General features: G+C 58.6%; 7 protein-coding genes and 2 pseudogenes. All 9 read right to left on the bottom strand.

All coding sequences use genetic code 11. The annotated features are described in order from the left end of the window. Positions 1-78: 78 nt before the first annotated feature. Positions 79-219: pseudogene (locus AB6804_RS28070) on the bottom strand (IS6 family transposase); the annotation flags it as partial. Positions 220-720: 501 nt separating this feature from the next. Next, on the bottom strand, positions 721-1,812 hold the full coding sequence (locus AB6804_RS28065) for a hypothetical protein (RefSeq protein WP_370889222.1): 1,092 nt from the start codon (positions 1,810-1,812) through the stop codon (positions 721-723). Between the two features lie 137 nt (positions 1,813-1,949). After that, entirely contained in the window at positions 1,950-3,518 is a 1,569-nt protein-coding gene (locus AB6804_RS28060; protein ID WP_370889221.1) for a Dyp-type peroxidase, read from the bottom strand. Positions 3,519-3,593: 75 nt separating this feature from the next. Further along, the gene (locus tag AB6804_RS28055) at positions 3,594-4,445 is read right to left on the bottom strand and encodes a hypothetical protein (protein ID WP_370889220.1); all 852 of its coding nucleotides are present in this window, start codon (positions 4,443-4,445) and stop codon (positions 3,594-3,596) included. A gap of 625 nt (positions 4,446-5,070) precedes the next feature. Continuing rightward, a complete protein-coding gene (locus AB6804_RS28050) occupies positions 5,071-7,458 on the bottom strand; it encodes a sulfatase-like hydrolase/transferase (RefSeq protein WP_370889219.1) in 2,388 nt (795 codons plus the stop codon). Positions 7,459-8,081: 623 nt separating this feature from the next. Then, the gene (locus tag AB6804_RS28045) at positions 8,082-9,269 is read right to left on the bottom strand and encodes a formylglycine-generating enzyme family protein (RefSeq protein ID WP_370889218.1); all 1,188 of its coding nucleotides are present in this window, start codon (positions 9,267-9,269) and stop codon (positions 8,082-8,084) included. A gap of 892 nt (positions 9,270-10,161) precedes the next feature. Continuing rightward, on the bottom strand, positions 10,162-10,863 hold the full coding sequence (locus tag AB6804_RS28040) for an IS6 family transposase (protein WP_370889217.1): 702 nt from the start codon (positions 10,861-10,863) through the stop codon (positions 10,162-10,164). A gap of 46 nt (positions 10,864-10,909) precedes the next feature. Continuing rightward, positions 10,910-11,269, bottom strand: a pseudogene (locus AB6804_RS28035) (transposase); the annotation flags it as partial. A 210-nt stretch (positions 11,270-11,479) separates the two neighbouring features. After that, the gene (locus AB6804_RS28030) at positions 11,480-12,244 is read right to left on the bottom strand and encodes a hypothetical protein (RefSeq protein ID WP_370889216.1); all 765 of its coding nucleotides are present in this window, start codon (positions 12,242-12,244) and stop codon (positions 11,480-11,482) included. Positions 12,245-12,283: the final 39 nt, after the last annotated feature.

Genomic DNA, 12,283 nt, shown 5'->3' with positions numbered 1-12,283 from the left:
ATTCTACAACCTCGCAATATAAGCAGTACTTCGCATATCGATCTCGCTCACCGCTCGATCCTTATCGCGACAAAGCCTTCCGCGCTCCGCCATCATCTCTTCAAGGTGCCGAAGACTCAGAGGATACGCTACATACCAGCGAACGCACGTGAGGATCACATCGAGCGGATAGTGCAAGCGCTTGAGCACCCGCGCCACGGCTGGATTAAAAGTCTTCATTAAGCGTCCGATCGTTCTTTGTCACGGCACGTGATACGCGACGCGTTACTGCGACAGATCCAACAATCGCCCCCTTCGGTAGTCGTTCGGTAACAGTAGAAAATCCACCGAAGCGATGAGGTTGTAAAAGCGCACATAGTCGACGAGAGGCACTTGATCGACGACATACAGAGACAGCATGCACTTGCATGTATCGGCCGTGCCGTTTTCACTCCTTCCTCAGTGCCTGCTGTGGGTACGCCTATCCGTTCGCGAACGCCCATACTCGGCATCGCAATGGATCACGCCGAACGCATACGTACGCCAGTGCCGCTTTGTATGACCGTGTACGGCCAAAAGCCGAAAGCATCGAGATCGTAGCGAATTCGCCCCGTATCGAAAACGGCAGACCTGCAAAGCCTTTCAGTCAATTTGACGTGCCGAAAAAGCCTGCGGCCAGTTGTAGTCGTCCATCTCGGCGTTGCCTTCAACCTCGACTCTTAAGGAGTGCAAACACCATAATCATGCGTCCGGTTCAGCTCTACTGGCCGCGTGCATGCGTGCTTTTCTGCTGGCGACCTCTGCAGGCCGGCGGGCGCGATTAATGCTTCCAAGGGGCGTGCTGTCAGGTATAGAGTTCCCGGTGACATCAAAATACGTCGCTTCGCCGGCATCCGGCCGAAGCTGCGACTTCGATAGGAGGGTAAGTCGTGCGACCGTGTGGAAAGGCGCTTGCGCCTCGTTCCACTCCACACTCGCGTTTTCGATCCAAAAGTGGGCGTCCCGTTTCTTGCCCCAATACGTCATCCTGTCGTCGTCGAGGAACTGGAGTCCAAAGTCGAAGACGCTCGCGTTGCTATCTTCCTCAAGGTGCCGGATCAGTTCGTCCTGCAGGGCATTCGGGTTACTCCTTTGCAAAGGATGCGCCGGATTGTACCGGGACGGTGTAGCCGAATGCTTCACAACATCGATCGGTCCGTGACGAAACGGTACGGTACTCCAATAACGTAGCTGCTGATAAGGTTTGATTGTCTGCCGTGCCTGCAATTGTGCCAACACGAGGGTCCGCAGCACTCTTAACTTGTCCCTGAACGGCAGGAACCACATGCCGACGGCCGGGTTCGATGCCGTAAGGAGCTTCATGATAGCCAGAAAGGCACGTGAGTCGTTTATGGGCAGAGTCCTCGCGTTCTGCAGCGAGAAATCTTGTCGACCAACGCTCGGGCCTGAAACTGCCGCGCCACCCCGAGTGAGGTCGACTGAGAAAGACAACGATCGGACGTCACCCTTCTGGTCGGAGTTCACTTTCGAATCCGCGTTACCAAACCGCACGATTGCGGGATATACGCCAGGCGTCGCGAAAATCCCCTTTGCAAGCCGCTCCACCAGTGCGTGGTCCCGTCCCACTGTAACGTCTAAGACTTCGAATTGGGCTCGGGTGCAGACACCCTTTGCATGTGTTCCACGGCACAGCGGCCGGTGTTGTTGGGCGGCAGCGTTCGCCTGCATCAAGAGGACTTTCTCGACAATCTCGTCGATGTCCGACTGTTCCGCACTGAGGCTTCGCTCAGCATCGCTTCCGGTCACTCCGAACCATCGGGTCAGGAATAGCATGGTGGTGAACCCTCCACGGCGCTTGTCGCCGGTTTCAATCCTCAATAGGCACTTGGCACATATGCTTGCCCGCTCATCGTGTGCCAAGGTAAGCGGGCCGCTGTCCTCCGCCGGCGACTAAGACGGAGCCACATAACTCATCCCAGTTTGGAAATGAATTTGATCGCGGTGATGCTGGGCAGGAAGCAGTAGGCGGCGGCTTTTGTCGTAGTGAAGCTCGAGAACCCTGTGATCTTGATCGGAGGCCCACCCTTCGCCTGCGGAATCACGAAAATGCTTTCCGTTGGTTCCTGAGTGCCAATCAAAGGATCCTTCGATCTAGGGTGCAGCCTGACCGCCCCGGCGAACTCGCTGTCATTTACCCAATGCCCCAATACGAACTCGTATTGATTCTCGATGCTTGAGTTGATGAAATAACCGAGAAGCCCGCGTTCAATGCCGTCGTAGGGTTGCGCCGGATCATAGACCGGCCCGTAGGGCAAGCCACGACGAATCAGCCGGTGCGTACTATTGCTGCCACCGGGATGGCCCTGGCCCGTGACGGGCTGGCCTCGTGGGTTGATGCGACGCATGTGCGCGCCAACGGGACAGCGCAGTCCAATTGGATCGCCTGACCCATCCGCGTTTACATATTCGTAGTTGTTCAACTGCTCGAACGGTATGCCGCCCGGAGGGCTATCCGTTTCCGGCGACAACGCAAGAGGAACGCCGTTGCGCCACCGTCCGCAAATCTTGGCGGCGAGGAGTTCGGGATCTATTTTGTCCTTGTTTGACTGCAGGAAATTCTCGAAGCCAACTACGTCCGTTGCGATCATCTTGAAGACAGCAAAGCTGCCGTTCAGACCGAGCTCACGAGGCTCCGGCACGAAGTAGTTCTCGGCGTCGTCCAGCAAAACGAATAGCCAGGGTTCGCATGGTTGCTGGTGATCCGGTGTATATCGTTCTGGACCACCCTGTATGGTGGTCATGCTGAGGCCGTCGGTATAACCGAACGGAACCCTGGAAGTGAAGACGGGCTTGCCATCCTTCATTTCCATCAACGCCATCCCATCGCCACGCCAGAGCTCCCGCAAGGCGCCCCCTTCGGCAAATAGAGCAGATAGCCGCTCGTCATAGGCCGTCATCGCCTCCGGGCTAATGGCGTGCAGCGTCACCAGGACGTGATCGCTTCCGTTCCCAAAGGCACCGATCCAGTTCTGCGGCGCGCTCGCGCCGGTATCACCTACCAGTCGCGCGCGTTCGGCGGCTCCCGCGGTGAACGCACCGAACGACTTGAATGAGACCGTCGGAACGCGATCTCGGATCTCGAGCGCGATCAGTCCTTGCCAGGTAATGCCGACGTTTAAGCAATAGTCCGGCTTGCGGCGCGGTGCGTCGGCCAGATCATCTCCTGGTCCGGGCTCGAACCCTATGTGCCAGTCTTCAGCGGTGGTGATCTGCGGCGCATCGGACTCGTCCCCGCTGACGAGCCGTCCGAGCAGCTTGCGTGCCTCCGCGGGAACGCTCACCTTCAGCAAGAAATGCCGCACCATCGGCATCCTGTATCCGCGAAGGATGAACCCCTGAATATCACCGAGGTCGAGCGTCGTCTTCGTACCGGGTCCGGAATGGGTATCAGGCCCCGGGCTCTCACGCCTGCCTCGCGCGAACATACGGCGGAGGAGCCCCTCGCTTTCTTTTGCCGGTACCTTGTTGTCCTGGCTCACTTGGAGTCTCCTGCTTGTTTCGGGCGTGTGACTACGGGCCACAGATCCAATTCGACGAAGGCCTCAGAAGCCTTGCTATCCATCCGAGCCTGATCGTGAGCTGCTATCGGCGATCAGGGCATGGATGTCCTGAACCGTCAGGCCTGGATATGCCTGGTAGAACCCAATCGGAGCGCGGTTTGCCCCCGCCGCAAAGTCGATGAACTCCTGGAGGTGCTTTCTGCATGGAGAGGGCGGCGGGTCCTTCGTGAATTTGAATACAAGATCGAAAACCGGTCCGATGTATTTGGTGAAATCGGCAATATACTCGTCGAACGAGCCGTCATACACAGTAAAGAAACCTACCCGGTTGTTCCCGAGCGGCACGAACTGGGCGAAGTGGGGGGTGCCGATTGCGGCTAGATCTTTCTGGGTCCTGTGCGCCCTCGCGCGTAGGAGCAGTTGTACCTCGAGGTAGGCAAGCCTTGATTTGATGGGCAGGATCACCAGGAAGGGGAGTTGTTTGCCAGCGCCAGTGACGTCTGCGGCAGTCGCCATGGCCTTAATCTGCTTGGCGGTGACGTCTGAGTACGCGCTGAAGAGAGTCGCTGCATGGAGAAGATGATCCGCGGTCGATTCAACGAAAGCGTTTGCGTTATTGGCCACCGGACTGGGTGGTGGATTGTCCACATGCGTAAAGATGGCATCGAACACCGGCCCCGCAGCTTTGGCCAGGTCGGCCATGAGTTCACCGAATTCGCCGTCAAAATCGCCAAGAAACAGCAAGGTCTTCGCGTCCAGAATCGTGAAGCGCGAGTAGTGAATTCGGCCAATGGTATCCGCCGCTTTGAACAGCTGCGGCATCAAGGGTGGAAGCTGCTCCCTCAGCGCCTTGGCATCCGCGGGCGACTTCAAGGGAAAGCTGAGGGTAAAGTGGTTCTGGCTCATCTCGTGGTGTCCTTCGCTAAACGCTGACAGTGTGTGCTCCCAATGGCGAGGCACAAAAATCACGAATGCGACGGCACTGTATCCGGCAGCAGTGTCCGTATCCTTCGGTCCGTTGCCATCACTGCTCTTGGTGTTGCTTGACAGTGTGGGCATGCGAGGGCGGTTTTTGCTAACTGCAACCGGGCAACGCCGCATGAAACACCCGTTTCGACCATAGTTCACGAAGCTGACAGGATCAAGCCGCATCCGGGCATCCATTTCAAAACGGGTACGGCGATCCTGTCGATGAAGGGCACGTGTGCCTGCGAATCGTAGCGCAAGAACTCCATGGCTTGCTTGTCCACCGCTGATGACGGCTCGCTCCTCTGCACCGACAACTACTGGTCACGGGTCGCTGTCCGGTAGTTCTTGATCACTTTGTCAGCCACATGCTCGAGGAGCATGTCCTGCGAAGCCTCGGTGCCTGCGACGATCAAGGATAAATCAACACTCCGATAGGGATTGATTGCTTACGTTGAGATCCTTGTGAAGTTTAGCGGTTCGGGATCCTCGGGAAGTACGCCGATGTATCCGAAGCGGCGCGGTGCGCGACGGCGCCGCCGGTTCGACCGCCGTTTTCCCGTCCTTAGTCCTTCGCTTTGGCGATCTCTTCTTGCGCCTTTTTCTGGTCCTGCGCGGTCAACTGCGTCGGGCCAAGGTTGACGGTCAACTTGTCGATCTTGCCGTTGAATGCGAACGGCACCTGATAGTCCTTTTCGTTCACCGACGTGCGGGTGTCTACCCCAACGTCGAAGGTCTCGTCAGCCACCTGCAGGAATGCGATCGAGTTGGGCTGCTTCTGTGTGGCGACCAGCTTGCCGTCCACTTTCAGCACACCGGCACCGCCCTTCGCGATGCCGGGGCCGTCATACGTGTAGTCGAACACGATCGTATGCTTCCCTGGTGTGAGCGGATCCGGTCCTTCCCAGCGGTATTGCGCGAGGATGAGCATGTTGTAGTCGAACACCGGCTTGCCATTGAGTAGATACAACCCATAGCCACCCCAGCGCCCGCCCATGGTGACGAGCATCCCGTCGCCGCCGCCCTGAGGCACATCGACCACGGCGGTAATCGTGTACGACCTACCCAGGATATTCGGTGCATTACTGGAGCTGATGCCGGCGTTCACGCCTGAGTAGGTGAATACCGTCTTGCCGGCCGTCGCACTCGGCCGCGGCGCGAGCGCTCGCGCAAACGAATCGTTGCTCAGCGGAAGCACGTTGTACTTGGTCGCCTCCTGCATGAACAGTGCCTGCATCTCCTTCAGCTTGCCAGGCATCTTCGCCGCGAGATCGTTGGCCTGCGAGTAATCCTCGGTGAGGTTGTACAACTCCCACTTGTAATCGTTCGGCGCGGGCAAGGGCGCATTCAATATCCACGGCCCATGGGGTGGCGTCGTGTTGGCGTACCAGCCGTCGTGGTAGATCCCGCGGTTGGCGATCATTTCGAAGTACTGAGTCGTGCGCTTTGAGGCCATATTGGCGTTCGCTTTGTCGAAGGTATATGCCATGCTCACGCCTTCGATCGGTTTTTGCTTGATGCCGTCGACCATCTGTGGCGCCTTGATGCCCGCAGCTTCGAGGATCGTGGGCACAATGTCGATGATGTGATGGAACTGGTGGCGGATGCCGCCGGCGTCCTTGATGCGGTCCGGCCACGAGATTGCCATTCCCTGCCGCGTGCCGCCAAAGTGCGACGCGATCTGCTTGGTCCATTTGAACGGCGTGTCGAACGCCCACGACCACCCGACCGCCATGTGCGGGTAGGTCGCCGCCGAGCCCCAGGCGTCGTAGAACTTAAGTTGCTCGGCGACCGGGAACTCCAGAATGCCGTTGTACGACGTGTACTGGTTGGGCGTGCCAAGCAGCGTGCCCTCGGGGCTCGTGCCGTTGTCACCGTCGATGTAGATAATCAGCGTGTTGTTGAGTTTGCCCATGTCCTCGACTTGCTGAATGACGCGGCCGATTTCGTGGTCGGTATAGGCCGTGTAGCCCGCGTACACCTCGGCTTGCCTGGCGAAGAGCTTCTTCTCGTCGGCCGACAGCGTTTCCCACTTCGGCAGGCTATCTGGCCAGTCGGTCAGCTTCGCATTCGCCGGAATCACCCCCAACCGCTTCTGATTGGCGAAGATCTGCTCGCGCATGACGTTCCAGCCCATATCGAACTTGCCCTTGAACTTGTCGCTCCACTCCTTCGTTGGCTGGTGCGGCGAGTGGCTTCCCCCTGGAACGTAGTAGACCAGGAACGGTTGGTCCGGCGCCGCGGCATTGAGCTCTTTCACGTAGTTGATCGCCTCGTCCGCCATGTCGGTGGTGAGGTTGTAGCCGGGCTTGCCGATCCACGGAAAAATCTGCCTGTTGTTCTGGAACAGATAAGGCGTCCACTGGTCGGTCTCGCCGCCCATAAAGCCGTAGAAGTAATCGAAACCCATCCCAGACGGCCATTGATCGAAGGGGCCTGCGACGGTGTATTGGTAGGCCGGCGTGTTGTGGTTCTTGCCGAACCACGACGTGGCATAACCGTTGTCTTTGAGGATCCTGCCGACCGTCGCATTATCCGGACCGATGATCGAGTCATAGCCCGGAAAACCTGTGGATAGCTCGGTGATCACGCCGAAGCCCGCAGAGTGGTGGTTGCGGCCGGTGATCAGCGCTGCTCGCGTGGGTGAGCACAGCGCTGTCGAATTGAACTCGGTGTAGCGCAGGCCCGCCTTCGCGATGCGGTCCAGCGCCGGCGTCGGGATGACGCCGCCAAAGGTGCCACTAACGCCATAGCCCTGATCGTCGGTCATGATCAGCAGGATGTTGGGTGCACCCTTGGACGGCGCGACGCGCGGCGGCCACCAAGGCTTCGAGTCCGCGGCGTTCTCCTTGATGACGCCGCCGAATTTCGGGGATGGCGGCGGAAGCTGCCTCCCTTCGAGGGTGGTCGTGGCGCTGGGCGAACCAGGAGTGCCGACGATCTGCTGGGCCATTGCTCCTGGCGGAAGAGCTGCACCTAGGAGAAAGCTGATTGACAGCACACTCGCAATTCTAATCATGCCGCTCTCCTGTACTGAGCCGCTTTCATAATCAACCGCGCGCCACTCTGAGGCATGAGAAGTGCACACGTTAAACCCAAGCCAGATTCGAAAAGTACCTATGAGCGAGGCCGCCGAGATGGCGCCCTCACGGGATGTTTCTCAACTGCACAATCGCGACCCTCCCGAGTTCCCTACGCGGTCGGCCCCTTGGCCGCTTTGAGGCAGCTAACCCATGATCAGCGGCATCAAGTGCCTTAATCGCTGCCGCGTGTGCGCCGACGTTCCACATGGTGATGTCGTCGCCTCAGATCCTGACGATGTTCTGTTTGAGGTCCGGTGACTGTGCGCACACAAGCGCGGGCGACAACCGGTCCACCAAGAGGATGAGCGTGGCGACGGCAACCCCTCGCCGTCGATGCGTTCGCTCGTCGCCGTCTGACCAATACGAACACATGCCCGCTAGCGGAGCGCTCGCTTCGGTGCTTCTGTACTCTGCATGATGGGCTCCGCCAACGCTGCACCCACGGATAGGGAAAATGCCGCAAACCGATGCGCCTACACCGTCTCGCGACAACTCAGTCGGATGCCATCGATTGCTCGAGCCGTTGCTGTGCTTGCTTATGCTTTTGCTGCTGCCACGACTCGTCGGACATTACCAGTCGAAAGCCAAGATGAGACAGGCTCGTATACGGATCAGTCCCGCGTCGTGCGCTGGGACGGTAGCTTAGGCAATACGCTTCATTGCAGAGGAAGGATCCTCCGCGCGTCACACGCTTCGGGGCATTCGCTGGCGCGCCGCGATCGTCCGGGTCGTAGCTGTCGGCGGGACCGCGCGGATCAACCGGCTGGCCACCCGCAGCGGCCTCGCGCTGAAACTGATCGGAGCGATACCAGTCGGCAACCCATTGCCAGGCGTTTCCGGTCATGTCGGATAAACCATAGCCATTCGGCGGGAACGTACCGACCGGGCTCGTGCCGGGCAAGGTTCGGGTCTTGCCGCTTGTAACCGGAAACGGCTGCGCCTGCTGTCCCTGCCAGACGTTCGCCATCTGCTTGCCGTTGGGCGCGAAGTCGTCACCCCATGCGTATGTTGCCTGTTCCAAGCCGCCGCGCGCGGCGAATTCCCATTCGACCTCGGTTGGCAGGCGTTTGCCGGCCCATTTCGCATAGGCCTCGGCGTCTTCATACGACACCTGGAGGACCGGATGATCGTCCCTGCCTTCGATTCCGCTGTCGGGTCCTGATGGATGCCGCCAGTTCGCGCCGGGAACGAAGCGCCACCACTGCGCGACATTATCGAGCGCGACCGGGCCCGTCGTACCGACGAACACCACACCGCCCGGCACCAACGCGTCGTCTGGTGGACGCGGCGTACCTGGCGCCAATTGCACTCTGAGCGTTTCCCAATCGGGCTTGCGCTCGGCGGTTGTCAGATACCCGGTCGCGTCGACGAACTTGCGAAATTCAACGTTCGTGACATGGTGCTGGTCGATCCAGTACCCGTGCAACTTCACGGAGTGGGCTGGCCGCTCGTTGGGTTGTGCCGGCCGCGCATCGCTACCCATCATGAACGAGCCGGCGGGAATCCAGGCCATGCCTGCAGGCCCGTCAATGCCGTCGCCCATGCGTATCTTGGCTATCGCGGAATGCGCCGGCGCATCGAGCACACGCAGTCCCCCCATGCCGACGCCCAGGCCGGCCCCCAATCCGAGTATCGCGATCGTCGCGAACATGCGCAAACGTGACTTCCAGACCCACGGCATCTCGAGCTCCCAACGCTGTACGCGTTCTTCGAATCCGGTTCCGGTACAAGCGCTACGATATCCCGGGCGTTCATCGGACCACGAGCGACTTCGCACGTTCACTCGACGGGACCTGCATCGCGGTTCGACAAGACGCTGTCGGCCCGTATGGCTTTTTCTCTTACAGCGCGACTATCTCTTCTTCGATGCAACCGGCCTCACTTCTTGCCGCTACCAAATGAGATGCTGAGCGTGGCCAACAGCGTGTGCACAGCCACCCAGTTCTGGGCTCAAAACTCCTTGTACGCACGTGCGTTGACAGATGCCGGTTCTCCCACGAATACGTCTCTTAAGTAGTTAGTCAAGCTCGCGGTGCTGGGGCGGATGGTCATGGATAGCGCCTTCGATACTCCGGCCAGCTTTACATCTGTGCTGGCGGCACGACGAATTTAGCTGTTTTGCGTTAGGCTCCACGAGCAGTTTAGATGCTTCTGCCGAGCAAGACTATTGGACCAAGGTCCAATACCGGGACAGTACGTCGTTGAGCTAAAGTTTCGAAGGGCAACCAGCACTGTTTGGCCTCCGCCGGCGACAAGCCTGTCGTCGCAGCTCGGGCAGGTGTCTTGCGCACGAACCGAAAATCTCAACGTCGCTTGGCTAGGGCGAGCCGACCTCGACAAGCAGATGTACTGCGGAGCAACGTCAGGACTCGGTGCGCTTGTCGCTGCTGGCGATGGTAAGCGAACAACAGGCAAAACCAGCGTTGTAGGTCTCTGGGACGAGGCAATTCGCAAGAGGTATTCATGGTTCAGGCCGACAACAGCACGCAACCATTGCGTTGCAGTGGTATGGCGATCCGGCTTTGTCGCGATAAGGATCGAGCGGTGAGCGAGATCGATATGCGAAGTACTGCTTATATTGCGAGGTTGTAGAATTGATCAGCGGCAGACAGATGCGCTCCGCGAGCGAACTTCATTTGTCCTTTCACGATCATGTGCATCAGTTCGATTCCAGCCAGAAGGATCCGGGCACAGCGAAAAGTCTTGAATCCCAGCATGGGCCGCGTTCGTCGCTTGATCGCCCGATGGTCCTGCTCGACCAGATTATTGAGGTATTTCGACTGGCGGATCTTGATGGGCGTTTCACGATTGGCATTGATCGCTTCGAGCGCGGCGAGATTGGAGCCGCTTTTGTCGATGGTCACCGTCTCGGGCGCGCCATTCTGGGCGATCGATTTCTCAAAGTAACGCCGAGCTGCAGTCTTGTCTCGATGGGCGCGCAGTAGGAAGTCGATGGTGTTGGCGTCCTTGTCCACGGCCCGGTAAAGATATCGCCATTCGCCCTTGACGCGAATGTACGTCTCGTCCATGCGCCAGCTCTTGCCGACCGGCCGTTTGCGCAGGCGAAACGCCTTCTCCAACACCGGCAACAGCGTGACGGCCCAGCGGTGCACAGTCGAATGATCGACCGAAACGCCACGCTCAGCCATCATGTCTTCGAGGTTCCGCAGGCTCAGCGGATAGGCCACGTACCAGCGCACGCAGGTCAGGATCACGTCCAGCGGATAGTGCAGGCGTTTTAGCACTCGGGCCACCGCCGGATTCAACGTCTTCATCGAGCTTCCAGTCTTGTGTCTTTCCGCACATCATAGCGGAACGCCTTACTGCAACAGAGCCCTTGAGCTTCATGCCCCTCGCCTGAAGCACCCGGCCGACTTCGGCAAACAACTGCTCGCCCAGTTTGTGGGTTTCGAGAAGACGACGAAACTTCAGCAACGTGGTGGCGTCAGGGACGGCTTCACAGTCCAGGTCGATCTCCGCAAAGCGACGCCATGCGCTCCAGACCAATCGGCGGACGGCCATTGCGGCGCTTCGGGTAATGCGGCTCGGCCACCGCGCACAACTCGGCCCACGGCACAATCGTGTTAATCGTATCGAGAAACTCATCGGCCGTGTGCGTTTGCGGTGCGTCTCGAAACCGGCGTCTTGATCGGCGGCCATCGCCAGCGTTTGCTGTTTCATCTGCTTGTTCCTTCTCTATAGACTCCGATCTGTAACGCTCAAAGTCGCTCTGCGGTGGACTTAAGCAGAGGAGCCCTAGAGTCGTCATGAAGCATTCGATTGTCCGTATTGACAGGGCGCATGATACCGACGCTTACTGCGACAAAGCCGGAAAACCCGGCGCAATGGAAGGCAGTCGAACGTTACATGTAGGCTTTTCGCGCGCGCTACTTAAAACTTGATGCCAACACCGGCAAAAATCCCGGATGTCTTCATGTTGAAGAGAAAATCAGTCTTCTCGTAGTCCATAGAAATGATTCTGTATCCGAACCGTCCTACGATCGACTTTGAGAAATTGTAGTTCGCGCTGGCGAGAAACTGCCACGAATGTTTAGTGCCGCCCGCGCCGCCATCGGCGTAGCCGATCACGGACCACTTGTCCGAAAATATATAGGCGGCTCGCAACCCGACAAAACCGTCGGTCCAGCTCACATTGTCGCTGCGACTAGCGCCGCCCGGAATAAATGGGCCGCCGGAAAAGGACAGATCGCCGGACAGATACGCATATCGCACACCCGCCACCAGATCCACCGGCGTCACCGCGCTGTCAAGAACACGGTATGTTCCGGCAAGTTGAAGTATCGCCTCTTTCATGCCGAAATCGGCAGTGCCAAGTCGCCCGCCTGCCAATGGTTCGGAGGTTGCCGATAACTTCACGTAGAACGAGTCGAAAATCACGCCCCAGCGACCTTTTCGAGCCTCGAAACTGCCCATCGCCCCGAAGTCGAGATTGCTAAAGACGTCCGAGAAACTCGCGTCTATGCTCGCGGTCGGTGTGCGTGCGCCGACTCTCGTCCAGCCGTTGATCCCGGCCGCCCAGAAATATGGCGTCACCTCGAATTGCCAGGCGTTGGGATCTTCGGTCGTGACCTGAGCAAGCACGGGGTCCGCCACAACAAACGCGAAGAGTGCTGCGAGCAATGACTTGCGTGTCATGTTGGGATCGTCCTCATCGGTTCACTGCACGATGTTTTC

The sequence above is a fragment of the Caballeronia sp. RCC_10 genome, assembly GCF_041360715.1.
GTDB classification, from domain to species: Bacteria; Pseudomonadota; Gammaproteobacteria; order Burkholderiales; family Burkholderiaceae; genus Caballeronia; species Caballeronia grimmiae.
The sequence above is the reverse complement of the archived record's forward strand: the minus strand, read 5'-3'. Positions and strand labels throughout refer to the sequence as shown.

What these genes read in the sequence shown, in the direction of transcription:
- AB6804_RS28065 (WP_370889222.1), bottom strand. Translation starts at nt 1,812, where the DNA reads ATGCTATTCCTGACCCGATGGTTCGGAGTGACCGGAAGCGATGCTGAG.
- AB6804_RS28055 (WP_370889220.1), bottom strand. Translation starts at nt 4,445, where the DNA reads ATGAGCCAGAACCACTTTACCCTCAGCTTTCCCTTGAAGTCGCCCGCG.
- AB6804_RS28050 (WP_370889219.1), bottom strand. Translation starts at nt 7,458, where the DNA reads ATGGCCCAGCAGATCGTCGGCACTCCTGGTTCGCCCAGCGCCACGACC.
- AB6804_RS28045 (WP_370889218.1), bottom strand. Translation starts at nt 9,269, where the DNA reads ATGCCGTGGGTCTGGAAGTCACGTTTGCGCATGTTCGCGACGATCGCG.
- AB6804_RS28040 (WP_370889217.1), bottom strand. Translation starts at nt 10,863, where the DNA reads ATGAAGACGTTGAATCCGGCGGTGGCCCGAGTGCTAAAACGCCTGCAC.
- AB6804_RS28030 (WP_370889216.1), bottom strand. Translation starts at nt 12,244, where the DNA reads ATGACACGCAAGTCATTGCTCGCAGCACTCTTCGCGTTTGTTGTGGCG.